This window comes from Streptomyces sp. NPDC088766, from assembly GCF_044750845.1.
Lineage (GTDB): Bacteria > Actinomycetota > Actinomycetes > Streptomycetales > Streptomycetaceae > Streptomyces.
The window spans coordinates 73,912-96,852 of sequence record NZ_JBIVKQ010000013.1 but is presented as its reverse complement, the minus strand read 5'-3'; the positions used below and the strand labels follow the sequence as shown (position 1 = coordinate 96,852).

The 22,941-nt window shown below is 72.3% G+C and carries 21 protein-coding genes and 1 riboswitch; of the genes, 5 read left to right on the top strand and 16 right to left on the bottom strand.

The features are described 5' to 3' along the window. Nucleotides 1-54 precede the first annotated feature (54 nt). The 4 genes from ACIP5W_RS19640 to ACIP5W_RS19625 all read right to left on the bottom strand — a co-directional run bounded on the left by ACIP5W_RS19640 (nucleotide 55) and on the right by ACIP5W_RS19625 (nucleotide 3,251). Nucleotides 55-555 (bottom strand): DUF5304 family protein, encoded by a 501-nt coding sequence (locus ACIP5W_RS19640; protein ID WP_401474702.1) that lies wholly within the window; start codon nucleotides 553-555, stop codon nucleotides 55-57. A gap of 57 nt (nucleotides 556-612) precedes the next feature. Continuing rightward, nucleotides 613-1,773 carry an ArsA family ATPase gene (locus ACIP5W_RS19635; protein WP_401474699.1) on the bottom strand — a complete coding sequence of 387 codons (1,161 nt, stop codon included), beginning with the start codon at nucleotides 1,771-1,773 and terminating at the stop codon, nucleotides 613-615. Nucleotides 1,774-1,903: 130 nt separating this feature from the next. Further along, nucleotides 1,904-2,344: an SRPBCC family protein gene (locus ACIP5W_RS19630; RefSeq protein ID WP_401474696.1), complete on the bottom strand. Its 441-nt coding sequence runs from the start codon at nucleotides 2,342-2,344 to the stop codon at nucleotides 1,904-1,906. A 151-nt stretch (nucleotides 2,345-2,495) separates the two neighbouring features. Beyond that, on the bottom strand, nucleotides 2,496-3,251 hold the full coding sequence (locus ACIP5W_RS19625) for a metallophosphoesterase (protein ID WP_401475043.1): 756 nt from the start codon (nucleotides 3,249-3,251) through the stop codon (nucleotides 2,496-2,498). A gap of 337 nt (nucleotides 3,252-3,588) precedes the next feature. Between ACIP5W_RS19625 and ACIP5W_RS19620 the strand changes: the two genes are divergently transcribed. Then, nucleotides 3,589-5,385: an AMP-dependent synthetase/ligase gene (locus ACIP5W_RS19620; RefSeq protein ID WP_401474693.1), complete on the top strand. Its 1,797-nt coding sequence runs from the start codon at nucleotides 3,589-3,591 to the stop codon at nucleotides 5,383-5,385. A gap of 290 nt (nucleotides 5,386-5,675) precedes the next feature. Here the strand turns inward: ACIP5W_RS19620 and ACIP5W_RS19615 are convergent, their stop codons facing one another. Beyond that, nucleotides 5,676-6,818 (bottom strand): glycosyltransferase family 4 protein, encoded by a 1,143-nt coding sequence (locus ACIP5W_RS19615; protein WP_401474690.1) that lies wholly within the window; start codon nucleotides 6,816-6,818, stop codon nucleotides 5,676-5,678. Between the two features lie 134 nt (nucleotides 6,819-6,952). Between ACIP5W_RS19615 and ACIP5W_RS19610 the strand changes: the two genes are divergently transcribed. Further along, the gene (locus ACIP5W_RS19610) at nucleotides 6,953-8,194 is read left to right on the top strand and encodes a glycosyltransferase 87 family protein (RefSeq protein ID WP_401474688.1); all 1,242 of its coding nucleotides are present in this window, start codon (nucleotides 6,953-6,955) and stop codon (nucleotides 8,192-8,194) included. An 82-nt stretch (nucleotides 8,195-8,276) separates the two neighbouring features. On the opposite strand, the gene ACIP5W_RS19605 is transcribed toward ACIP5W_RS19610, so the two are convergent. The 5 genes from ACIP5W_RS19605 to ACIP5W_RS19585 form a co-directional block, all read right to left on the bottom strand. Beyond that, entirely contained in the window at nucleotides 8,277-9,470 is a 1,194-nt protein-coding gene (locus ACIP5W_RS19605; RefSeq protein WP_401474685.1) for a hypothetical protein, read from the bottom strand. Nucleotides 9,471-9,533: 63 nt separating this feature from the next. Beyond that, nucleotides 9,534-10,556: an NlpC/P60 family protein gene (locus ACIP5W_RS19600; protein WP_401474682.1), complete on the bottom strand. Its 1,023-nt coding sequence runs from the start codon at nucleotides 10,554-10,556 to the stop codon at nucleotides 9,534-9,536. Between the two features lie 226 nt (nucleotides 10,557-10,782). Further along, nucleotides 10,783-11,817: an NlpC/P60 family protein gene (locus tag ACIP5W_RS19595; RefSeq protein WP_401474679.1), complete on the bottom strand. Its 1,035-nt coding sequence runs from the start codon at nucleotides 11,815-11,817 to the stop codon at nucleotides 10,783-10,785. A gap of 211 nt (nucleotides 11,818-12,028) precedes the next feature. Beyond that, on the bottom strand, nucleotides 12,029-13,372 hold the full coding sequence (locus tag ACIP5W_RS19590) for an NYN domain-containing protein (RefSeq protein ID WP_401474676.1): 1,344 nt from the start codon (nucleotides 13,370-13,372) through the stop codon (nucleotides 12,029-12,031). Between the two features lie 72 nt (nucleotides 13,373-13,444). After that, complete coding sequence (locus ACIP5W_RS19585; RefSeq protein WP_073491882.1) at nucleotides 13,445-13,684, bottom strand: hypothetical protein; 240 nt, start codon at nucleotides 13,682-13,684, stop codon at nucleotides 13,445-13,447. 171 nt (nucleotides 13,685-13,855) lie between these two features. Here ACIP5W_RS19585 and ACIP5W_RS19580 point away from each other — a divergent pair, with 171 nt between their 5' ends. Together ACIP5W_RS19580 and ACIP5W_RS19575 are read left to right on the top strand one after the other, a co-directional pair. After that, a complete protein-coding gene (locus ACIP5W_RS19580) occupies nucleotides 13,856-14,569 on the top strand; it encodes a rhomboid family intramembrane serine protease (RefSeq protein ID WP_401474672.1) in 714 nt (237 codons plus the stop codon). A gap of 182 nt (nucleotides 14,570-14,751) precedes the next feature. Beyond that, entirely contained in the window at nucleotides 14,752-15,033 is a 282-nt protein-coding gene (locus tag ACIP5W_RS19575) for an Lrp/AsnC family transcriptional regulator (RefSeq protein WP_367323768.1), read from the top strand. Between the two features lie 36 nt (nucleotides 15,034-15,069). Here the strand turns inward: ACIP5W_RS19575 and ACIP5W_RS19570 are convergent, their stop codons facing one another. From ACIP5W_RS19570 to ACIP5W_RS19545, 6 genes are all read right to left on the bottom strand, one after another. Further along, nucleotides 15,070-16,431, bottom strand: a complete 1,362-nt coding sequence (locus ACIP5W_RS19570) for an aminotransferase class V-fold PLP-dependent enzyme (protein WP_401474669.1) — start codon at nucleotides 16,429-16,431, stop codon at nucleotides 15,070-15,072. A 238-nt stretch (nucleotides 16,432-16,669) separates the two neighbouring features. Further along, a riboswitch (SAM riboswitch) is annotated at nucleotides 16,670-16,786 on the bottom strand. A gap of 100 nt (nucleotides 16,787-16,886) precedes the next feature. Next, nucleotides 16,887-17,951, bottom strand: coding sequence for an anthranilate phosphoribosyltransferase (gene trpD, locus ACIP5W_RS19565; protein WP_401474666.1), 1,065 nt, complete (start codon nucleotides 17,949-17,951; stop codon nucleotides 16,887-16,889). Nucleotides 17,952-18,090: 139 nt separating this feature from the next. Next, nucleotides 18,091-19,713, bottom strand: a complete 1,623-nt coding sequence (locus ACIP5W_RS19560; protein WP_401474663.1) for a cytochrome bc complex cytochrome b subunit — start codon at nucleotides 19,711-19,713, stop codon at nucleotides 18,091-18,093. Continuing rightward, nucleotides 19,710-20,768, bottom strand: a complete 1,059-nt coding sequence (locus ACIP5W_RS19555) for a Rieske 2Fe-2S domain-containing protein (RefSeq protein ID WP_401474660.1) — start codon at nucleotides 20,766-20,768, stop codon at nucleotides 19,710-19,712. The genes ACIP5W_RS19560 and ACIP5W_RS19555 overlap by 4 nt, the downstream gene beginning before the upstream one ends. Further along, nucleotides 20,765-21,577 carry a c-type cytochrome gene (locus ACIP5W_RS19550; RefSeq protein WP_401474657.1) on the bottom strand — a complete coding sequence of 271 codons (813 nt, stop codon included), beginning with the start codon at nucleotides 21,575-21,577 and terminating at the stop codon, nucleotides 20,765-20,767. Before ACIP5W_RS19550 ends, ACIP5W_RS19555 begins: the two co-directional genes overlap by 4 nt. 65 nt (nucleotides 21,578-21,642) lie before the next feature. Then, a complete protein-coding gene (locus ACIP5W_RS19545) occupies nucleotides 21,643-22,263 on the bottom strand; it encodes a heme-copper oxidase subunit III (RefSeq protein ID WP_366062195.1) in 621 nt (206 codons plus the stop codon). Nucleotides 22,264-22,442: 179 nt separating this feature from the next. On the opposite strand from ACIP5W_RS19545, the gene ACIP5W_RS19540 reads away from it, so the two are divergent. After that, nucleotides 22,443-22,865, top strand: a complete 423-nt coding sequence (locus tag ACIP5W_RS19540; RefSeq protein ID WP_401474654.1) for a hypothetical protein — start codon at nucleotides 22,443-22,445, stop codon at nucleotides 22,863-22,865. Nucleotides 22,866-22,941: the final 76 nt, after the last annotated feature.

Here is a 22,941-nt window from a genome sequence, read left to right as displayed (position 1 = left end):
CGAGGGGGCGGCGCCACTACCGCGCGAGCGCCGCCCGGGTGCGGGCAAGGACCGTCAGTCGAGATCGATGCGCTGGCCGGGGCCGGTGTCCCCGTCGTCGTCGCGGGGGTGGGCCGGGTCCTCGCGCGGTTCGGCGGTGCGGGCCGTCCAGCGCCGCTCCTGCTGCTGGACGGCGGAGCGGTAGGCGGCGAGCAGTTCGCCGCCCGCGGCGGCCAGGTGGTCGAAGACGTCCGGGTTGCGCTCGATGACCGGTTCGACGGCCGCCCTGGCCTGCTGGACGACCTGGCGGACCACCTGCTGGGCGGCGGGTCCGGCGACCGCGCCGAGCAGCGGGGACTGGAGGCCGGAGAGCTTGTCGGCGACCGTGTCGACGAGCCTGCGCAGTTCCTCGGCGGCCGATCCCTGGGGCGCGCCCTGCTCCGCCCGGCGGCGGGCCCTCTCCGCCGCCATGTCCTCGGCGCAGGCGGTCGCCCAGGCGTCGGCGTCGGTGGCGCGAGGTACCTCGTCGGCGGTCTGGTGCTCACCGGTGTCCGACGGGGGAAGCTCTTCGCTCATGACGGGCTCCTGACTACGGTTCGTCCCTCCGACGTTACCCGAACGGCGGAACGTCCTTCACCGGGTCCGCGGCCACAGCGCGGGATCCGGCGCGAACCGCACGCGCAGCTCGCCGTCGCGCAGGGCGGCGCCCGCCACGGTGCAGCGGCGCAGGGCGGAGGGCAGCGGGACGATCCGGCGGAACGGACCGGCGGTGACGACGAGTTCGTCGCCGCGGCGGACGAGGTCCAGCCCGTCGCGTACGGCGCCGGGCAGCGGGAGGTGCCACACCAGGACGCCGTCCGCGCCGATCCGGTCCTCGACGGGCCACTCGACCGGGGAGGCCGCCGGGTTGACGCCGGGCACGGCCAGGGCGGTCAGGTCGTCGTCCCCGCGGGGGTCGCGGCCGAGGTGCGCGACGGTCCCCGCGCCGGTCCACTCCCCCAGGGTCTTCTGCTGCTGGGCGTGGAGCCCGGCGAGCAGGCCGTCCCCGGCGTCCTCGGGCAGGACGCGGTTGGCGAGGAGCGACTCGACGGGCAGGCCGCGCAGGGCCAGGCCGAGGCGGGCGTCACGGACGGCGTCGGCGCCGGCCGGTCCCGGCTCGGCCACCAGCCGTACGGAGGTCCTGCGGTCGGCGAGGACGGCCTGCACGGCGGCCAGTTCCACGTCCCAGCGGGCGGTCGTCTCGTACAGCCACTCGGCGGGCATGGGGACGCCGGCCAGGCGGCCGAGGACGGGGCGCAGGGCGCGGGCGGCCTGCCGCTCCGGGGGGAGCAGCCGGCGCAGGTAGCGCCGCAGTTCCTCCGGGAGGGCGAGCAGGGCGAGGGCCTGCGGGGCGGGCGGCAGGTCGACGACGAGGAGGTCGTGGGTCTCGGCGAGGGCGGCGTCGCGCAGGGCGCGCAGCAGGGTCAGTTCCTCCGCGCCGGGCAGCGGGGTGACCTCCTCGGGGTCGAGCCGGGAGGCGCCGAGCAGGTCCAGGACGGTGGCGGCGCGGTCCTGGAAGGAGGTGAGGTCGTCCCGGAAGCCGGCGGTGGCGTCGGGGCGCCAGGCGGTGAGGTCGGGGCCCGCCTGCACCGGCACCGCGCCCGTCGCCACGCCGAGTGCCGCGCCGAGGGTGTCGGTGCGGTCGGCACTGAGCACGAGGGTCTTCACGCCCGCGCGGGCCGCCCCGAGCGCGGTGGCCGCGGCGACGGTCGTACGGCCGCTGCCGCCGGGGCCGGTGATCAGGAGGGTGCGCATGAGGGTGAACGGTAACGGACGCCGGGGTTGTGCCCTGGTGGCCGGCGGCCGGACGGGGTCCGGGGGCGGCAGCCCCCGCGGAGGCCCGCACCGGCGCGGGGCCACCGGGCCACCGGCTACCGGCTACCGGCTACCGGCCGGACTCGACCCGCTTCTTGAGGCCCGCCAGCGCCCGGTCGATGATGACCTTCTCCGCCTTGCGCTTGATCATGCCCAGCATGGGGATCTTGACGTCGACCGTCAGCTGGTAGGTGACCTCGGTCGCCCCCGCCCCGGCGGCCCGCAGGAGGTACGAGCCGTCCAGGGACCGCAGCATCTGGGACTTGACCAGCGTCCAGGAGACCTCGTGCGCGCCGGTCCAGGTGTAGGCCAGCGTCTGGTCGTCCTTGATCGCGCCCGCGTCCATGACCAGCCGCACCCGCTCGGCGCGTCCCGCCGCGTCGGTCGCCAGGACCTCCGCCTCCTTGACCTCACCGGTCCAGTCCGGGTAGCGGGCGAAGTCGGCGATGACCGCCATGACGTCGGCCGGTGCCGCCTCGATCGTGATGCTCGAGCTGGTGTATTCCGCCATCGCGGTGGCTCCTCCAGATGCGGGCCGGTAGGGAGGGATCCCCCGTGCGCGAGCGTGCGCACGTGTGTGCAGCGTGAAGGCTACCGCGCGCCCGACCAGCCGCCTTCACCCCGTGGGGCACGGCGGCCCGTGCCGTGCCGCGCGGCGGTGTTCACCACTGCAGCGCCCACGGCTTCCCGGTCCCCGCGAAGTGCCCGACGTTGACGCACTCGGTCGCCCCGATCCGCATCCGCCGGACCAGCGGCTGGTGGACGTGGCCGAAGAGGGAGTAGCGGGGCCGGGTGCGGCGGATGGCGTCCAGCAGTGCGCGGCTGCCGCGTTCGAAGCGGCGCGCGACGGTGTCGTAGACGAGTTCCGGCACCTCGGGCGGGATGTGCGTGCACAGGACGTCGACCTCGCCGACGGCCTCGATCTTCGCGGCGTACTCCTCGTCGCTGATCTCGTAGGGGGTGCGCATCGGGGTGCGCAGGCCGCCGCCCACGAAGCCGAAGACCCGGCCGCCGATCTCCACCCGCTCCCCGTCGAGCACGGTGGTGCCGGGACCGGCGTACTCCGGCCACAGCGCCGGCATGTCGACATTGCCGTAGGTGGCGTACGTCGGCGTCGGGAAGGCGGCGAACATCTCGGCGTACTGCCTGCGCACCGCCCGCTCGATCACCGCGGCCCGGTCCTCGCCGACCCCGCCCCACAGCCGGGCGCCCAGCTCACGGGCCTCGGCGAAGCGGCGGGCCGTGCGCAGCTCGACGATGCGGTGGGCGTTCTCCACGCCGAACAGGTCGGGGAAGATGCCGCGGGAGTGGTCGGCGTAGTCGAGGAAGAGGACGAGGTCGCCCAGGCAGATCAGCGCGTCCGCGCCCTCGCCGGCCAGGGCCAGATCGCGCGCGTTGCCGTGCACGTCGCTGACCACGTGGATACGTGTGCCGGGGTTTCCGGACGGTGTGGAGGCCATGTCGATCAAGGGTAGGCGCGTGCGGCATACGTGAACAGTGGCGGCGAAACCTGCCGTTACTGGCCGGTCGGTTTCCGGGTGGACTACCGTACGGACTGCAACATCCATCTGTGTGACGCAGCGAACATCTCGCCGGGACCCCCTGTCGAAGAAGCCATACCGGCGGGTAACGTCCGGGCAGTCCAGTCGTGCTCAGCATTTCAACCACCGATGCGCGAGCACTTGCCCGAGCCTTGGACCGCACCGTCGCATCGCACAACGTCGTGGCGCCGGCGCCCTATGAGGAGCAGCAGTCTTGCGCGAGTTCAGCCTTCCGGCTTTGTACGAGGTCCCCGCGGACGGCAATCTGACCGACATCGTCCGGAGAAACGCCGCGCAGCATCCCGACGTCGCCGTCATCGCCCGCAAGGTCGACGGCGTCTGGCAGGACGTCACGGCCACGGCCTTCCTGGCCGAGGTGCACGCGGCGGCCAAGGGCCTCATCGCCTCCGGCGTGCAGCCGGGCGACCGCGTCGGCCTGATGTCCCGCACCCGTTACGAGTGGACACTGCTCGACTTCGCGATCTGGTGCGCGGGCGCCGTCACCGTGCCGGTGTACGAGACCAGCTCGCCCGAGCAGGTGCAGTGGATCCTCTCCGACTCGGGCGCGACGGCCTGCGTGGTCGAGCTGGACGGCCACAGCGCCGCCGTCGAGTCGGTGCGCGAGACCCTGCCGGCGCTGAAGCACGTCTGGCAGATCGAGGGCGGCGGCGTCGAGGAGCTGCGGCGGCTGGGCACGGACGTCTCCGACGAGGCCGTGGAGGAGCGCGGTTCGCTCGCCAAGGCCGACGACCCGGCCACCATCGTCTACACCTCCGGCACGACCGGCCGGCCCAAGGGCTGCGTGCTCACCCACCGCAGCTTCTTCGCCGAGTGCGGCAACGTGGTGGAGCGGCTGCGCCCGCTGTTCCGCACCGGCGAGTGCAGCGTGCTGCTGTTCCTCCCGCTCGCGCACGTCTTCGGCCGCCTGGTGCAGATCGCCCCGATGATGGCGCCGATCAAGCTGGGCACGGTCCCGGACATCAAGAACCTCACCGACGAACTGGCGTCCTTCCGGCCGACGCTGATCCTCGGCGTGCCGCGCGTGTTCGAGAAGGTCTACAACGCGGCGCGGGCCAAGGCGCAGGCGGACGGCAAGGGCGCGATCTTCGACAAGGCGGCGGACGCCGCGATCGCGTACAGCAAGGCGCTGGACACCCCGTCGGGCCCCTCGATCGGCGTGCGGATCAAGCACAAGGTCTTCGACAAGCTCGTCTACGGCAAGCTGCGCGCGGTGCTCGGCGGCAGGGGCGAGTACGCCATCTCCGGCGGCGCCCCGCTGGGCGAGCGCCTCGGCCACTTCTTCCGCGGCATCGGCTTCACCGTCCTGGAGGGCTACGGCCTGACGGAGTCCTGTGCGGCGACCGCGTTCAACCCGTGGGACCGGCAGAAGATCGGCACGGTCGGCCAGCCGCTGCCGGGTTCGGTCGTGCGCATCGCGGACGACGGCGAGGTGCTGCTGCACGGCGAGCACCTGTTCAAGGAGTACTGGAACAACCCCGGCGCGACGGCGGAGGCGCTGGCCGACGGCTGGTTCCACACCGGCGACATCGGCACCCTGGACGAGGACGGCTACCTCAGGATCACCGGCCGCAAGAAGGAGATCATCGTCACCGCGGGCGGCAAGAACGTCGCCCCGGCCGTGATCGAGGACCGCATCCGGGCGCACGCGCTGGTCGCGGAGTGCATGGTGGTGGGCGACGGGCGGCCGTTCGTGGGCGCGCTGGTCACCATCGACGAGGAGTTCCTGGGCCGGTGGGCCGCCGACCACGGCAAGCCGGCGGGCTCCACCGCGGCGTCGCTGCGCGAGGACGCCGACCTGCTGTCGGAGATCCAGTCGGCGGTCGACGACGGCAACGCCGCGGTCTCGAAGGCGGAATCGGTGCGGAGGTTCCGCATCCTGTCCGCCCAGTTCACGGAGGACTCGGGCCACCTGACCCCGTCGCTGAAGCTCAAGCGCAACGTGGTGGCGAAGGACTACGCGGCCGAGATCGAGGCGATCTACGCGAAGTAGTGCCCGAGTCGTCCCATGGCGCGGGTCCTCGGCGAGGACCCGCGCCATGGTGCGTTCGGCGAACGCGGTGACGGTGGCGGACGGGTGCACCCCGATCGCCCCGGGCACGAGCGGGCCGCCGGTCACGGACACCGCCACACCCGGTACGTGACGAACCGTCAGGTGACGCTGCATCAGATGGGGTGCCGTGCGGGCAGGGCGGGCGGGTTGCCCGGTTCCGGCCGGCGACCGCGGCGCACCGGGGGCACCGACGGGCCCGCGGGCGACCGTGACGGGGCGGCGGGGGCTGCCTAGAGCAGTTCCTTCAGCCTCTCCGCCAGCAGGTCCCAGCGCCACTTCTCCTCGACCCATCGGCGGCCCCGTTCGCCCATGCGGCGGCGCAGTTCGGGATCGGCCAGCAGGGCCGTGACGCGGTCGGCCGTGTCTTCCGGGGAGGCACCCCGTACGACCCAGCCGGTCTCGCCGTCCAGTACGGCGTCGGGGGCGCCGCCGGAGTCGCCGGCGACGACGGGCAGGCCGGTCGCGGAGGCCTCCAGGTAGACGATGCCGAGGCCCTCGACGTCGAGTCCGCCCCGGCGGGTGCGGCACGGCATGGCGAAGACGTCGCCGGCGCCGTAGTGGGCGGGCAGGTCGGACCAGGGAACGGAGCCGGTGAACCGTACGGAGGCGGCGACCCCCGTCTCGTGGGCCAGGCGGCGCAGGGCCTTCTCGTAGGGCCCGCCGCCGACGACGAGCAGCACGGCCTCCGGCTCGGCGGCGAGGATGCGGGGCATGGCCCGGATCAGCGTGTCCTGGCCCTTGCGCGGCACGAGCCGCGAGACGCACACCACCACCGGGCGGTCGGTGAGCCCGAGGCGGGCCCGCACCCGGTCGCCGCCGGAACCGGGGTGGAAGGTCTTCTCGTCGACGCCCGGCGGCAGTTGCACCATCCGCGCGGCGGCCTCGGGGCTCAGCGCGGTGGCGATGCGCGAGCGCGTGTACTCGCCGAGGTAGGTGATCGTGTCGGTGGCCTCGCCGATGCGCCCCAGCAGTTGCCGGGCGGCGGGCAGCTGGGCCCAGCCGGCCTCGTGGCCGTGCGTGGTGGCCACCAGCCGCCGGGCGCCGGCCTTCCTGAGCGCGGGTGCCATCAGTCCGAGCGGCGCGGCGGCCCCGAACCACACGGACGTGCACCCGTGCTCGCGCAGCAGAGCGACGGCCCGCCGCGTCGCGCCGGGCGTCGGCAGCAGCATGGTCGTGGAGTCCCGTACGACGGTGAAGGGCTGCTCGGCGTCGAAGGCCGCCGTCGCCTCGGCGCCCTCGCGGCCCCGCTTCCAGGTGGACGCGTGGACGACGACGCGCTCGGGGTCGAGGCGCAGCGCCATGTTGTGCAGGAACGCCTGGATGCCGCCCGGTCGGGGCGGGAAGTCGTTCGTCACGATCAAGGTCTTGTGCATCGCCGCCGACCCTATCCAAACCGTCCCTCACAGCCGCGCCCGGCCGTGCCGCACGGCCCGCGCACAGCCGGGCGGGAGATCATGTGGTCCGCATACCCCGACCAAGAGGACGAACAGGGGCACACGTGGAGTTCATGGAGGGCAGACGCTCCCCGGCCGGCCTGACGGGCCTGACGGGCCTGACGGGCCTGACGGGCCTCTGGGTCGTGACCCGGCTCGTGCTGCTGCTGTACGTGTTCAGGGTGTACGTCTTCCCCGGCCCGGACGTCACCACCGACGTGTCGGTGATCTACCGGGGCTGGTACGACGTGCTGAGCGCCGGAGCCTACCCGCAGGGCGACGTGACCTGGCAGTACCCGCCCGCGGCCGCCCTCGCGATCCTCTCCCCCGGTCTGCTGGCCTTCCTGGACTACGCGTCGGCGTTCTTCGTCCTGGTCCTCCTCGCCGACCTCGCCGTCCTCGTGCTGCTGCTGACCGCCGGCCGCTCCCCGCGCGGCGCCCTGGTGTGGGTGGCGGGCGTCCCCCTGCTGGGCCCGACGGTGTACGCACGTTACGACCTGATGGTGACCGCGGTCGCGGTGGCCGCACTGCTCGCCGGGGTCCGGCGTCCCCGGGTCATGGGGGCGCTGGTCGGTCTGGGAGCCCTGCTCAAGGTGTGGCCGGTGCTGCTGCTGGCCGGTGCGCGGCGGCGGGCCCAGGGCGCGGCGGCCGTCACCGTCGGCGCCCTCGGGGCCCTGTTCGCGCTGGCCGCGCCCGGCGCCTTCGGCTTCCTCTCCTCCCAGCGGGACCGCGGCACCGAGGTGGAGTCGCTGGGCGCCCTGGTGTTCCACGTCGCCCGGCATCTCGGCTGGAGCGGCGAGGTGCGGCTCCACTACGGCTCGGTCGAATTCCTCGGCCCGCACGTGGACGCGGTGAGCGAGGCGGCCCTCGGTCTGACGGCGGCCGCGTTCGGCTGGCTGCTGCTGTGGCGGCTGCGGGCGCGGCGGTCCGCGCCGCACACGCTCGCGGACGCCGCCCTCACCGCCGTCCTGCTGTTCACCGTCACCAGCCGCGTGATCAGCCCGCAGTACCTGGTGTGGCTGGTCGGTCTGGCGGCCGTCTGCCGGTGCTTCCCAGGCAGCCGGATGGGGCCGCCGACCGTCCTGGTGCTGGCCGCGTCGCCGGTGACGGTGCTGGAGTTCCCCGTCTGGTTCGGCCACGTCGTCGCGAGCGACGCCCTCGGGCTCACCCTGCTGTTCCTGCGCAACGGCCTGCTGGTGGCGGCCACGGTCACCGCGGCCGTACGGCTGTGGCGCTCGACGGTGCCACGGGCCGCCGCCCCGCCCGCCGAACCCGGTCGGGCCGCCCGCGCCGGGCACGCGCAGGTCCCCTCCTGACGCCGGGCCCGGCGCACGGGGAAACCGGGCGGGCCCGGCGCGAAGAGGCGACCGTCCGGCCGGGTGACGGGAGTGGCGGTGCTCAGCCCAGTTCGTCGTGGAGGTACCGCTGCCACTCGGCGGTGAAGTCCTCCAGGGTCGTTCCCAGCACGCTCTCCATCGCCCCCTCGACCGCCCCCGGCCGTTTCCCGTGCTCGCCCACGGCCCGGTAGAAGGCGTGGAGGTCCTCCTCGCCCCATCGCTCGGCGATCATCCGGCAGGCCGTCCAGCCGCCCTCGTACGCCCGCGCCAGCCGCGCCGCGTCCCCGGCGAAACCGAAGTCGCCGTCGGACGGCAGCCCGTCCGGCAGGTCACCCCCGCGGACGGCCTTCTGCAGCTCGGGCGCGGCCTCCTCCGGGGTGCGGCCGGTGCCGCGGTAGCCGACCCAGTCGGCATAGCCCTCCGACAGCCACAGCGGGGTCGCCGCGTTGGTGTCGGCCCGGGTGGCGACGTGCGTGGTCTCGTGGGTGAGCACCACCTGCCGGCCGACCGGACCGAGCACGCCGAAGGCGTCCGGGTTGACGATGACCCGGTCGGCCGGGGCGTCGGCCCCGCCGCCCGTCTCGCCCGTGGTGACCGCGGCGATCCCGCGGTAGGAGGAGGCGGGCGAGCCGAGCAGCGCCGCCATGCCGTCGAGCGACTTCGGTACGAGGACGACGACCCGCCGGGCCCAGTCGGTGCCCCACGCCTGCGAGACCGCGGGGACGGCCCGGTCGGCCAGCCCCGCGAAGGTCCGCAGCTGCTCGCCGGACCGGCCGACCCCGAGGACGAGGCTGCGGGCGCCCCGGACGACCGTGACCGTGCCCTGGTCCCACAGTTGCTGGCCGGACTCGCGTGCGGGCTCCTCGCCGGCCACGTTCCACCGCCCGGCGGCGTCGCGGGTCAGCCGCAGGGTGCGTGCCACGGTCACCGGACCGCGGTCGTGGCCCTCGACGCGGTAGCTCAGCTCCGCGTCGGCCTCGGCCCCGTCCCCGCCGGGCCGGACGGCGGTGACCCGGTAGGACCAGGCGGCCAGGGGTACGGCGCGCAGCCGGGTGTATCCGGTGGGGTCCCCGGTGGCGGCGTAGGCGGTCGCGTCGTGGGCCAGGACGGCGGCGGCCCGCCGGTCCAGCACCCGCTGGACCTCGGCCCTGACGCCGTCGGTGGCGGGCCGCCCGCCGCAGCCCACGAGCAGGACGAGCAGCAGCACCGCGAGCCCCACGGCTCCGGATCCGCGCGCCCGCCCGTGACCAGCCATCCCCCCGATCGTACGGTGGGCCGCCCCGGGCGGAACCCCGACGGCGTGCGCCGCCCGCCCCGGTCAGGGCCTCGTCACCGACGACACCGGCATCATCCCGACCGGGTCGTAGCGCACGGCCGCACCCGGGTGGGGGGCGTGGATGACCTGGCCGTTGCCCGCGTACATGCCGACGTGGCTGGCGTCGGAGCGGTAGGTGACGATGTCGCCGGGCCGGGCCTGGGAGAGCGGGACCCGCCGTCCGGCGTGCGCCTGGGCCTGTGAGGTCCGCGGCAGGGAGACCCCGGCCTGCGCGTACGACCACTGCATCAGGCCCGAGCAGTCGAAGCCGGTGGGCCCGTTGGCGCCCCAGACGTAGGGTCTGCCGACTGCGGAGCGGGCGGCGGCCAGGGCGGCGGCCGCGCGGCCCGAGGCGGCGCCGGCGCTCTCGGGGCCGGGCAGGCCGGAGCGGCCGGACCGGGCAGCCCGGTCGTAGGCGGCGCGTTCGGCGGACGGCAGGGAGTTCAGCAGCCGCCGGGCCCCGGCGAGCTTCCGCTCGACGGTCCGCTTGTGCTTCTCGACGACCTCGCGGCTCTTCTCCAGCTCGCCGAGTTTCCGGGTGGCCTCGGTGCGTTCCTGGGCCAGTTCGCGCAGGGCGTGCTGGAGGTCCTTCAGCTCGCCGGCCTGGTGGGCGGTGATGCGGTCGAGGACGGAGGCCTTGTCGAGGTAGTCGGCCGGGTCCTCGGAGAACAGCAGTGCCAGGGACGGGTCGATTCCGCCGGAGCGGTACTGGGCGCCGGCCAGCGCGCCGAGCCGCTCGCGCAGCACGTTGACGCGCTCCTGCTTGCGGGCGACGCGGTCCTGGGCGTCTTTGACCTGCCTGCGCAGGGTGCCGGCCCGTTCCCCGGCCTCATTGAAGGCCTCGGTGGCCTTCTCGGCGGCCGCGTAGAGCCGGTCCACCTCGGTCCGGGTGTCCTCGTGCGGGGCGGCCGTGGCCGGTACGGCGGTGGTGGCGACGGCGCCGAGGGCGGCTGCGGCGGCGGACAGGACGCACAGGGCGCCCCGGTCGAACCCGGACGACGGTGCAAGGCGGCGATGGGACCCCACGGGAAGCCGCGTTCCTTCCTCTGGCGGACAGAGACCGTCCCCTCGGCACACGTGCCGGGGAAACGCGGCAGACAGTAGCCGCGCGACGGGGGGCCCACCAAAGACCTCGGCGGCGACACAACGTGACACCCCGCCTCTGACGCAGGTCATGGGCGGGGTGCGGGGTCAGTTCACGTCGCGGTGATTCGCCCGTTCGGGCGCCTTGGTGTCGCGGTCGGGCGAATGCTCAGATCCGGACGCCGAACTGGTACGGCATGTTGTTGATCGACTCGTAGCGCACGACGGTGCCGGTGCGCGGGGCGTGCAGCACCTGGCCGTTGCCCGCGTAGAAGCCGACGTGGTGCTGGTCGCCGTAGAAGATGACCAGGTCGCCGACCTTGAGGTCGGACTGGGAGTAGATGCGCGTACCGGCGTTGGCCTGGGCCTGGGAGGTGCGCGGGATGCTGACGCCGGCCTGGGCGAAGGCCCAGGAGGTCAGGCCCGAGCAGTCGAAGGTGGAGGGGCCGGTGGCGCCGTAGGAGTAGGGCGAGCCGATCTTGCTCTGGGCGGCCTGGAAGGCGGCCATGGCGCGGCCGGAGGCGGCGCCCGTGTTGCCGAGGTCGACGCGCTCACCGGCGTCACGGCTGGCGCGGGCGTCGGAGGCGGCCAGCGCGGCCTTCTCCTCGGCCGTCAGTGTGTTGAGGAGCTTGCGCGCCTCGGCGAGCTTGGCCTGGACTTCCTTCTTCTTCTTGCCCAGTTCGGTGCGGGTGGAGGCGAGGTCCGCGAGCTTGTCGGAGGCCTCCGCGCGGTCCTGGGCCAGCTCGCGCTGCTTGTCCTGGATCTTCTTCAGCGACTCGACCTGCTGGGCGCTCAGCTGGTCGGCGGTGGACGCCTTGTCCAGGTAGTCGTCCGGGTCCGAGGACAGGAGCAGCTGGAGGGAGGGGTCGATGCTGCCGGAGCGGTACTGGGCCGCCGCCGCCTGGCCTATGGACTCACGCAGCTCGTTCAGCTCTTCCTGGCCGCGGGCGACGTTGTCCTGGATCGTGGAGATCTCCTTCTGGAGCTTCTCCTGCTTCTCCTTGGCCCCGTTGTACTTCTCGGTGGCCTGCTCCGCGTCTTCGTAGAGCTTGTCGACCTTGGACTTAACCTCGTCCTTGCTGGGCTTCTCACTCGGCGCGGCGTTGGCGGCCTGCGAGGTCAGGGCAACAGCGGCGGCGGCCGCGGTGGTCAGCAAGGTCACGCGTGCGCGACTCGGCTGCTTGGGTCGACGGTGGGACGCCACGGAGAGCGAGCTCCTTCATGTGAGTGATCACTCGTGCGGAGGTTCGAAGGCAGACCCTAGTGACCCTCTCGTGATCACTTCAAATCCTGGAGCCGAAAAAGTCGGTGACGCACTGCATTCTTTACACTCAACCCACATGCAGTGACGCGCGATTGACGCTACGTTGCGTGACGATTGCGCCAATTCGGGCATTGACCCTTTACGTTGACCTTCAGGTCAGTCGCTTCAGGAGTACCGCAGAAGCCACGGGCCGGGCCCCCGCCCTGGCCACCCCGTCGGCCACCTCGCGGTCCGTCGAGGCCACGATGACCGGCCGGCCGGGCGGTTCGGCCCGCACCAGCTGGCGGATCAGCTCGTCGGCGGTGACCCCCGGCTTGGAGAACAGCACCCGCACCCCGCGCGGCGGCGCCAGCAGTACCGGCGCGACCAGTTCGGCACCGTCGAAGACGCAGGTGACCTCGGCGCCGGTCTGCGCGGCGAGCGCCGAGAGCTGCCCGAGCAGCCTCAGCCGCTGCTTCTCCAACGGCATCTGCGGATAACCGGTCTTGGTGACGTTGTAGCCGTCGACGACGAGATGTGCCTGCGGCAGCGCCAGCAACTGGTCCAGGATCGCCGGGTCGTTCTCCGACAGCGCGCGGGCCGCGATGTCCTTCGGGGTCATCCGGCCCGGCTCCACCGCGTCGACGGTCTCCGCCGGACGCACCGACACCGGCGGCAACGCCAGTTCCCGGCGCAGTCCTTGGGCCGATTCCAGCAGGGTGTCCAGCAGCAGCCGTACCCGCATGTCCTCGACGCTGCGCCCCTCGCGGGCCGCCCGCCGGGTGGCCTCCAGCGCGGCCTCCGCCTCGCTGAGCCGCGTCTTGAGCCGCCGCGACTCGCTCTCGGCCGCGGACACCTGCGCCTGCCCCTCGCTCCGTACAGCCTCCATCTCGCCCTGGAGCTTGCGCAGCGCGGCCTCACCGCGCTTGACGTCGCTGAGGGCCGACCGCAGCTTGCGGTGCAGCGACTCGCCCTCGCGCTTCGCCGCGTCCAGCTCGGCGCGCAGCCGCTCGGTCTCGGTCCGGGTCAGCTCACGGGCCTCGGCCAGCTGCTCGCGCAGCCGCTCCAGCTCCGCCCGGCTCTCCTCGTCGGCCCGCTCGGCGTCCGCCCGCAGGGCCTCCTCGCCGGCGGCGGTGACCAGCTTGACCCAGCCGGCGGGGCGCAGCACGTAGGCCGCGGCGGCCACGTCGAGCGGGTCCGCGGCCGGGGGCGGCGAACCGGAGTCCAGGGCACCGGCCAGTTCCGGCTGGGCCTCCCTGAACTTCTCCGCGATGCGCTGCCGGAACAGCGGATCGGTCTCCAGCGCGGCGGCCATCGCGTTGCCCGCGAACTTGGCCCGCCGGTTCGGGGCGAACCGGGCGTACTGCCGCAGCTGGGCGGGCAGTTCGGCGACGGTCAGGCCGCCGAAGCCGTCCGAGACGATCTGCACGACCCGGCGCCGCACTCCGTCGGGCAGCGGACGGTCGAGCACCTCGGCGGCGCCGTCGCCCGGCCCCCCGCCCGTGGTCTCCACCATCCGTCACACCCCAATTCTGTGCGGGGCCCTCCCCCACCCTCGGCTTCGCTCGAGCGGGGGGGACCCCCATCCTCAGGAGCCGGCGCCCGGCCTGTCCACCAGTTCCACCTGATCCACGGCGTTGCACCAACGGCACCGCACCGACTCGATGGTCTCACTGACCACCTCGCGCTCCTCCACCTTCGCCTCACCGGCGAGATCGAGGTGGACGTACTCGACGACCTTCGACGAGCGCGTCACGTCGAACCGCGTGAGGTTGCCGCAGAGGGTGCAGCGCCACCGCGTCGTGGCGGTCGGCAGGGGAACCGTCATCGTGACTGTCCGCTTCCTTCTAGTGTCCGTCTTCCGGGACCGGGGCGCGCCGAAGGCTCCCCGGAGCATGTGGCTCGTAACCCTACGGCCTGGCGGGTCCTCGCCGCCCGTCCGTCCACGGCGGCGAGGCGGTACGGCCCGGTACGCCCCGTTGCGTCATGCTCTGTAGCCATGATCAGCGACTGGAGCGGGCCCCTGGGCCGAGCCGTCCGGCACCCCGTGGCGCCCGTGACGTACGCACTGATGGCCCTGTGCTGCCTGATCTTCGTGATCGGCCCGGCCTCGGGCCTCGACCCGGTGTACGGCACCGGCGAGGAGGCGGCGCTCGCGCAGCGCGCCTACTTCCGCCGGTGGGGCGTGATCCCCGCGGACGTGTTCGACGGCTTGCCGCGGTCCGCCCTCACCCCCTTCACGGCCCTGTTCGTCCACGGCAGCTGGGTGCACCTGCTGGGCAACATGCTCTTCCTCTACGTCTTCGGGGCGATGACCGAGCACCGGATGGGCCGCGTCGAGTTCACGCTCTTCTACCTCGGCTGCGGCGCCCTGGCACTGCTGGGGTACGCCGCCGCCAACGCCGGCTCGGGGCAGTCCCTGGTCGGCGCCTCCGGGGCGATCTCGGCGGTTCTCGGCGCATTCCTGTACCTGTTCCCCCGGGCCCGCGTCACCAGTCTCCTGCCGTTCCTCTTCTTCCTGCCGCTGCGCTTCCCGGCCTGGGTCGTGCTGCCCTTCTGGGCGGCGCTGCAGTGGGTGGCGGCGGGGCGGGCCGGACCGGGGCCGGGCGTGGCGTACCTGGCGCACCTGGTGGGCTTCGGGCTGGGCTTCGGCTACGCGTGGGCCCGGTTCACCCGGCCCACCCGTGCCGCGGCAGGCGGCGTCCGCCCGTGAAGGAGCGGCGTCCGGTGCGTGCTCCCGGCGTGCCGGCCGGAAGCCCTCGTACGGAATGCACCCGGGCTTTCGGCCGGTGCGGCGAGAGAGCGTGCAGGGCGTCGCGACGGGGCGAACGTCGCCTGCCGCGGCACTAGAGTGAGCAGCAGCCCAGCTCCGGCCCCCGAGGGAGAGAACCAGCCGTGATCACCGCGATCGTCCTCATCAAGACCAGCGTGGACCGGATCCCCGAGATCGCGGAGTCGATCGCTTCGCTGGAGTCCGTGAGCGAGGTGTTCTCCGTGACCGGCACCTACGACCTGATCGCCATGGTGCGGGTGCGGCAGCACGAGGACCTCGCCGAGGTGATCCCGGGGCGGATCAGCAAGATTCCGGGCGTGGAGGCGACGGACACGCACGTGGCGTTCCGCACCTACTCGCAGCACGACCTCGAGGCCGCGTTCGCCATCGGGCTGGACTCCTGACCGTCCGGCGCACCGCCCGCGGCGGGCGGGGCCCGTCTACACCGCCGGGACGCAGCGGCCGCCCTCCGTGCGGTAGCGCCACTTCGCACCCTCGGTCACCAGTTCCCGCACCGCCGCCACGAAGCGGTCGACGTGCTCGTCGGGGGTGCCCGCGCCGAAGCTCACGCGGATCGCGTTGAGGGACTTCTCGCCGGGGGCCGCCTCGGGGGCGCCGCACTCGCCCTGGCTGTGGGGGGCACCGCCGAGGAGGGTGCGCACCAGGGGGTGGGCGCAGAAGAGGCCGTCGCGGACGCCGATGCCGTACTCGGCGGAGAGCGCGGCGGCGAGGTGGGAGCTGTTCCAGCCGTCCACGACGAAGGAGATCACGCCGACCCGCGGCGCGTCGTCGCCGAAGAGGGACAGGATCCGCACCTCGGGGACCTCCGCGAGGCCGGTGCGGACCTTCTCCACGAGGTACTGCTCGCGGGCCACCAGGGTGTCGAAGCCCGCCTCGGTGAGCGCCTTGCAGGCGGAGGCGACGGCGTAGGCCCCGATGACGTTCGGGGAGCCGGCCTCGTGCCGGGCGGCGCTCTCGTGCCACTCCACCTCCACTCCCCCGTCCGCGCGCCGGGTCACCTTGCGGCTGGCGCCGCCACCGGCGAGGTACGGCTCGGCCGCCCGCAGCCAGTCGGCGCGGCCGGCCAGCACGCCGGAGCCGAAGGGGGCGTACAGCTTGTGGCCGGAGAAGGCGACCCAGTCGACGTCGAGGTCGCGGACGGACACCGGGTGGTGGGGGGCGAGCTGGGCGGCGTCCAGGACGATCCGGGCACCGTGGGCGTGGGCCGCGGCGGCCAGCTCGCGCACGGGCCACAGCTCGCCGGTGACGTTGGAGGCGCCGGTGACGCAGACCAGGGCCGGGCCGTGCGGTTCCCGGTCGGCGAGGGCCCGCTCCAGGGCGGCCACGGCCTGCCGCGGGGTGCGGGGGGCGTCGAGGCAGGTGACCCGGGCGTTCTTCCAGGGCAGCAGCGCGGCGTGGTGCTCGGTCTCGAAGACGAAGACCTGGCAGTCGGCGGGAAGGGCGGCGGCGAGGAGGTTGAGGGAGTCGGTGGTGGAGCGGGTGAAGACGAGCTGGTCGTCGGGCCGGCAGTCGAGGAAGTCGGCGACCGTGCGGCGGGCGTTCTCGAAGAGGTCGGTGGAGAGCTGGGAGAGGTGTCCGGCGCCGCGGTGGACGCTGCCGTAGTAGGGGGCGTAGGCGGCCACGTCGTCCCAGACACGCTGGAGGGCGGGCGCGCTGGCGGCGTAGTCCAGGGCCGCGTAGCCGACCTCGCCGCCGGTGACGAGCGGGACGGTGACATCCCGTCCCAGAACGGGCAGGGGGGCGCAAACGGTCGGGGCGACGGCAGCGGTGGAGACGGACATGACGGAACTCCCGTGAGAGGCAGAGGGATTCACCACGCGAGCGGCCGGGTTCTTCCGTTCGGATCAGGCCGGATCAGGGAGCGGGGCCCGCGGGCCCGGCATGATCCGCACGAGAGGCCCTGGGGCTCGAGCGCGGGAAAAGGTGAAGGAGGGATGCGGAGGCGGGGCTCTGCGGCCCTATCGCATTCGCTTGCTCACGGAAGGCTCCTCGACGACCAGGACCCCTGGTGTGACGAGGGGTCCGCGCTTGCCGTGGACCTTTGTGTCCACAGCCTGGTCTTCACCCGGGGCACCCCGCCACGGACGGAGGGTTGCCGGACAGTCGGCCGGGGCCTCATGACTGTCACTCATGACCTGGTACGGCATCCTGCCACACGATCACCGGCGCGCAAGGCGCGGTCCATTTCCTGAGACACCAGGGGCCGGGACCGCGCCTCGCCGGCCGTTGTCCCGGCTCAGGCGTGGGTGGCCGCCGCCCAGCGCTCCAGCGTCCGCTTCGCCGCCCCCGAGTCGAGGGACTCCGCGGCCCTGGCCATACCGGCGCGGAGCTGCTCGGCGAGCGGTGCCCCGGTCGGCTCCAGGGCGACCAGGGCGGCCGCCGAGTTCAGCAGGACGGCGTCGCGGACGGGGCCCGTCCCGCCGTCCAGCAGCCTGCGCGCCACCTCGGCGTTGTAGGAGGCGTCGGCACCCCGCAGGGCCTCGACGGGAACGAGGTCGAGGCCGACGTCGCGCGGGTCGAAGGACTCCTCGGTCACCTTGCCCTCCCGCACGACCCAGACCCGGGAGGTGGAGGTCGTCGTCAGCTCGTCGAGGCCGTCGTCGCCGCGGAACACCAGCGAGGAGTGGCCGCGTTCGGCGAAGACACCGGCGACGATCGGCGCCATGCGCAGGTCCGCCACACCGACCGCCTGGGCCCGGACCCTGGCCGGGTTGGTCAGCGGGCCGAGGACGTTGAACACCGTGCGGATGCCCAGCTGGCCGCGCGCGGCACCCGCGTGACGCAGCGCCGGGTGGAACTTGACGGCGAAGCAGAAGGTGATGCCCGCCTCCTCGGCGACCTCGGCCACCCGCCGCGGGGTCAGGTCGAGGCGGACACCGAGCTTCTCCAGGACGTCCGAGGCACCGGAGGCGGAGGACGCGGCCCGGTTGCCGTGCTTGACGACCTTGACGCCCGTGCCGGCGACGACGATCGAGGACATCGTGGAGATGTTGACCGTCTTCGCGCCGTCGCCGCCCGTGCCGACGATGTCGACCGCCGGGCCGGGCACCTCGATGACGTTCGCGTGCTCGTACATCGCGCGGACGAGTCCGTTGATCTCCTCGACGGTCTCGCCCTTGGCGCGCAGCGCCACCACGAAGCCGGCGATCTGCGCGTCGGTGGCCTCGCCGCGCATGATGCGGTCCATCGCCCATGCCGTGGCGTCGGCGCTCAGGTCGCGGCCGGACAGCAGGGCGTTCAGCACCTCGGGCCAGGAACGGGCCGCCGCGGTGTCGCCTCCGGCGGGGGTCACAGCGCTCATAAGCCGCTCCTGGATCAGTGTGGTCCCGCTCCACGGGACGCGCGTCTCGACGGTTCCACCCTATCCAGCCGCGGACAGGGCGAAGGGCCCCGTCCGTACACCGGACGGGGCCCTTCTGGGGTGCGTGGCGACGCAGCGATCAGTGGTGGCCGTGGCCGCTCGTGATCTCCTTGTACTCCTCGACGGTCGGCTTGGCGATCTGGCTCTCCTCGCCGTAGTACGCGTTGCTCAGCTTGACGCGGACCTTCTCGGCACGGTTCACCTTGCGCTCGACGCCGTTCTCGTCGACCGTCGGGCCGATCTCGGCGGGCTTGTACTGCTCGTGCGCGGTGAGCGTGTAGAGCGCCTCCTGGCTGAGCGGCTCGTGCACCTCGATGAACTCACCGTGCGGCAGGCGCTTGATGGTGCCGGTCTCGCGACCGTGCAGCACCTTGTCCTTGTCGCGGCGCTGGAGGCCGAGGCAGATCCGCTTGGTGATCACGAAGGCGATGACCGGTCCGGCGAAGAAGCCGATCCGGACGAACCAGGTGACCGCGTTGATCGACAGGTGGAAGTGGGTGGCGATGATGTCGTTGCCACCACCGACCAGCATGATCAGGTAGCCGGTGACCCAGGCGACACCGAAGGCCGTACGGGTCGGGGCGTTGCGCGGCCGGTCCAGGATGTGGTGCTCGCGCTTGTCGCCGGTGACCCAGGACTCGATGAACGGGTACATGGCGATCACACCGAGGAACAGACCGAACAGCACCAGCGGGACGAACACGCCCATGACCAGCGTGTGGCCCCAGAAGTTGATCTCCCAGCCCGGCATCGCGCGGATCAGGCCCTCGGCGAAGCCCATGTACCAGTCGGGCTGGGCGCCGGTGGACACCTGGTCCGGACGGTAGGGGCCCAGCACCCAGATCGGGTTGATGGTCGCGATGCCGGCCATGGCCGCGATGGCACCGAAGACCAGGAAGAAGAAGCCTCCGGCCTTGGCCATGTAGACCGGCAGCAGCGGCATGCCGACGACGTTCTTGTTGGTGCGTCCGGGACCCGCGAACTGGGTGTGCTTGTGGTAGAAGACCAGGATCAGGTGGCCGACCACGAGCCCGAGCATGATGCCCGGCAGCAGCAGGATGTGGATCGAGTAGAACCGCGCGACGAAGTCGCCGCCCGGGAACTCCCCGCCGAACAGGAACATCGAGATGTACGTGCCGACGATCGGCACGGACAGGATCGCGCCCTGCGTGAAGCGGACACCGGTGCCGGAGAGCAGGTCGTCCGGGAGCGAGTAGCCGGTGAAACCGGTGAACATGCCCAGGACGAACAGCAGGAAGCCGAACAGCCAGTTGATCTCGCGCGGCTTGCGGAAGGCGCCCGTGAAGAAGACGCGCATCATGTGCACGAACATGCCGGCGAGGAAGATGACCGCGGCCCAGTGGTGGATCTGCCGGATGAGCAGACCACCGCGCACGTCGAAGGAGATGTGCATGGTCGAGTTGAAGGCCTCGGACATCAGCTGGCCCTGCAGCGGGACGTAGCTGCCGTGGTACTCCACCTCGTTCATCGACGGGTGGAAGAACAGCGTCAGGTACACACCCGTGAGGATGATGATGATGAAGCTGTAGAGGCAGATCTCACCGAGCATGAAGGACCAGTGGTCCGGGAAGATCTTGCGCATGTTGGCCTTGGCCAGGGAGTAGATCCCCAGGCGGCCGTCGGCCCAGTCGGCGACCCGCTCGCCCGCGGGTGCCTTGCGGCGGTCGTCCTTGTTGCTCATCCGCGCTCCCAGAAGGCAGGACCGACGGGCTCTTCGAAGTCGCCGAGCGCCTCGAGATAGCCCTCGTCGTTCACGCCGATGCGCAGCTGCGGCAGGGCGTGACCGGCGGGACCGAAGATCACTCGGGCACCGTCGGACAGGTCGAAGGTGGACTGGTGGCAGGGGCACAGCACGTGGTGCGTCTGCTGCTCGTACAGGGAGATCGGGCAACCCACGTGGGTGCAGATCTTCGAGTACGCCACGATGCCCTCGTGCGACCACTCGAGCTCGCGCTTGTCCTTGATGTTGTCCGGCTGGATGCGGACGATCATCAGGGCGGCCTTGGCGATCTCGGTCTGGAAGTCGTGGTCCTCCTCCTCCAGGCCTTCCGGCTTGGCGAAGGTGAGGGAACCGACGGCGACGTCCGAGGGACGCAGCGGCTCGTTGGTGTTCATGTTGACGAGCAGCTTGCCCTTGGCCCACAGCGTGTGCCGCAGCTTGTCCTCGGGCAGCGGACCGAGGTCGCGCAGCAGGACGACACCGGAGAGCGGGAACAGGGCCAGCGCACCGAACATCGTGTTGCGGATCAGCTTGCGGCGGCCCAGCGCGGACTCCCTGGCGCCGTCCCGGAAGTCGGCCATGACCTTGGCCTTGACCTCGGGCGCCGCCTCGATCGGGTGCCGCTCGTCGGCGATCTCCACGTCGGACATCAGGGTGCGGGCCCAGTGGACCGCGCCCGCGCCGATGCAGAACAGGGCCGCGCCGAGCGTCAGACCGAGCGCGAAGTTCAGCGCGCTGATGTGGCCGAGCGGGAAGATGAAGACCGACTTGTCGTGCGGGATCGCCACGTAGGAGGCGATGAAGCCGACGGTGGCCAGCATCGACAGCGTGAACAGGAAGGCGACCGCACGCTCGGACCGCTTGGCGGCCCGCTCGTCGATGTCCTGCACGCGGTGCTCGTGCGGCGGCAGGCCGGGGTCGGCGAACGGGTGCTTCTCGTCCGCGACGCCCACGGCTCCGTGGACGTGGTCCTGCTCAGCGGGCAGGTTCTCTTCTGGGATGTCTTGGCTACTCATGACTTCTTGGCCTTTGCGGTCCGGGCGGCGACCCACACGGCGACGGCGATCAGACCGCCGAGACCGAAGATCCAGCCGAAGAGGCCCTCGCTGACCGGCCCGAGGCCGCCCAGCTCAAGGCCGCCGGGGCTCTCCGTGTCGGAGCTGTTGACCGCGTCCAGGTACGCGATGATGTCCTTCTTGTTCTGCTCCGACAGGGTGGTGTCGGGGAAGGAGGGCATGTTCTGCGGGCCGGTCTGCATGGCCTCGTAGATGTGCTTCGGGTCCACGCCCTCCAGCGAAGGCGCGTACTTGCCCCGGGTCAGGGCGCCGCCCTTGCCGGTGAAGTTGTGGCACTGAGCGCAGTTGGTGCGGAACAGCTCACCACCCTTGGCGATGTCCGCGCCCTCGGGCCCGTACTGGGCCTCGGTGGGGACGGCCGGGCCGGCGCCGAGCGAGGCGATGTACGCGGCGAGCTGGTCGATCTCGGCCTGCGTGTAGATGTTCTTCTTCTTGGGCACCTGGGCGCCCTGGGAGGTCGCGGCCGGCATCCGGCCGGTGGCGACCTGGAAGTCGACGGCCGCGGCGCCCACGCCGACCAGGCTCGGACCGTCGGAGGTGCCCTGACCGCCGGTGCCGTGGCAGCTGGCGCAGCCGACGGCGTAGAGCTTCTTGCCCTCGTCGATGGCGAGGGACTGTGCGGTTTCGTCTGCCTGCGCCTTGCTCGCGGGTGCGAACGCGGCGTACAGCCCCCCGGTGCATGCCAGCGCGAGGAGTAGGACGACGAGCGCCGCCATCGGATGGCGTCGTCGTGCGGAGAGCTTTTTCACGGATTACCCCGGTGTCAGGATCTTCTGCGTCGATGCTTCTGGGACGGGTGCGGGATCGGGCCCGGCTACTTGATCAGGTAGATCGTGGCGAAGAGGCCGATCCAGACGACATCGACGAAGTGCCAGTAGTAGGACACGACGATGGCCGCGGTCGCCTGTTCGTGGGTGAACCTCTTCGCCGCGTAGGTGCGGCCGAGGACGAACAGGAAGGCGATGAGGCCACCCGTCACGTGCAGGCCGTGGAACCCGGTGGTCAGGTAGAACGCCGAGCCGTACGGGTCGGAGGAGAGCGAGAGCCCGTCCTTCTTGACCAGCTCGGTGTACTCGTACACCTGACCGCCGATGAAGATCGCACCCATCACGAAGGTGACGATGAACCACATTCTGAGCTTCTTCACGTCACCGCGCTCGGCGGCGAAGACGCCGAGCTGGCAGGTGAGGGAGGAGAGCACCAGGATCGTGGTGTTCGTCGCCGAGAACGGAAGGTTCAGCGCGTGCGCCATTTCCTTCCAGTGATCGGGACCCGTCACCGATCGCAGGGTGAAGTACATCGCGAAGAGGGCCGCGAAGAACATCAGCTCGGAACTCAGCCAGATGATGGTTCCGACGCTGGTGAGGTTCGGCCGATTGACCGACGGGTGCGCGTGCCCGGTGTCTACTGTCGTTGCTGTCGCCACGACCGACATTATGTCGGTCGCTTATCCCGCCCTCACTCCGGGGGGTGCCGTTCGGAGTGTTCGCACCTCGTGTACTGCCCGTATGGCCCATCGCAGGCATGTTCCAACAGGTGTTGACGAGGTGTGCGGGGGAGTAGCATCCGCCCCATCGGTACCCCGAAGTTCCACTCCAATGACGCGGAGGAACCATGCAGGCGACCGCCACGGTGCTGGTCTACAGCGACGACGCCAACACCAGGGAGCAGGTGCGGCTGGCCGCCGGCCGGCGGCCGGCCCCGGACGCGCCCCTGGTCGAGTTCCTGGAGTGCGCGACGCCCGCCGCCGTGCTGACGGAGCTGGACCGGGGCGGGATCGACGTGTGCGTGCTGGACGGCGAGGCCGTTCCCATGGGCGGCATGGGGCTGTGCCGGCAGATCAAGGACGAGGTGTTCCGCTGCCCGCCGGTGCTGCTGCTCATCGGGCGGCCGCAGGACGCGTGGCTGGCGACCTGGAGCCGGGCCGACGCGGCCGTGACGCTGCCGGTGGACCCCGTGGAGTTCGCGGAGGCCCTGGCGGCCCTGCTGCGCCGCCGGAGCCTCGTGGGCGCGTCCGAGGGCCTCGCCGGAGCCTGAGACGCCGGCGCGCGCGGGCACCCGCGGGCCGTCGGGGCCGGGCGCGTCCCGCGGGGCCGCGGAGGCCCGCGGCCCC

Excerpts from the sequence above, each read along its gene's own strand:
- ACIP5W_RS19640 (WP_401474702.1), bottom strand. The coding sequence starts at position 555 with ATGAGCGAAGAGCTTCCCCCGTCGGACACCGGTGAGCACCAGACCGCC.
- ACIP5W_RS19635 (WP_401474699.1), bottom strand. The coding sequence starts at position 1,773 with ATGCGCACCCTCCTGATCACCGGCCCCGGCGGCAGCGGCCGTACGACC.
- ACIP5W_RS19630 (WP_401474696.1), bottom strand. The coding sequence starts at position 2,344 with ATGGCGGAATACACCAGCTCGAGCATCACGATCGAGGCGGCACCGGCC.
- ACIP5W_RS19615 (WP_401474690.1), bottom strand. The coding sequence starts at position 6,818 with ATGCACAAGACCTTGATCGTGACGAACGACTTCCCGCCCCGACCGGGC.
- ACIP5W_RS19610 (WP_401474688.1), top strand. The coding sequence starts at position 6,953 with ATGGAGGGCAGACGCTCCCCGGCCGGCCTGACGGGCCTGACGGGCCTG.
- ACIP5W_RS19605 (WP_401474685.1), bottom strand. The coding sequence starts at position 9,470 with ATGGCTGGTCACGGGCGGGCGCGCGGATCCGGAGCCGTGGGGCTCGCG.
- ACIP5W_RS19590 (WP_401474676.1), bottom strand. The coding sequence starts at position 13,372 with ATGGTGGAGACCACGGGCGGGGGGCCGGGCGACGGCGCCGCCGAGGTG.
- ACIP5W_RS19585 (WP_073491882.1), bottom strand. The coding sequence starts at position 13,684 with ATGACGGTTCCCCTGCCGACCGCCACGACGCGGTGGCGCTGCACCCTC.
- ACIP5W_RS19580 (WP_401474672.1), top strand. The coding sequence starts at position 13,856 with ATGATCAGCGACTGGAGCGGGCCCCTGGGCCGAGCCGTCCGGCACCCC.
- ACIP5W_RS19570 (WP_401474669.1), bottom strand. The coding sequence starts at position 16,431 with ATGTCCGTCTCCACCGCTGCCGTCGCCCCGACCGTTTGCGCCCCCCTG.
- trpD (WP_401474666.1), bottom strand. The coding sequence starts at position 17,951 with ATGAGCGCTGTGACCCCCGCCGGAGGCGACACCGCGGCGGCCCGTTCC.
- ACIP5W_RS19560 (WP_401474663.1), bottom strand. The coding sequence starts at position 19,713 with ATGAGCAACAAGGACGACCGCCGCAAGGCACCCGCGGGCGAGCGGGTC.
- ACIP5W_RS19555 (WP_401474660.1), bottom strand. The coding sequence starts at position 20,768 with ATGAGTAGCCAAGACATCCCAGAAGAGAACCTGCCCGCTGAGCAGGAC.
- ACIP5W_RS19545 (WP_366062195.1), bottom strand. The coding sequence starts at position 22,263 with ATGTCGGTCGTGGCGACAGCAACGACAGTAGACACCGGGCACGCGCAC.
- ACIP5W_RS19540 (WP_401474654.1), top strand. The coding sequence starts at position 22,443 with ATGCAGGCGACCGCCACGGTGCTGGTCTACAGCGACGACGCCAACACC.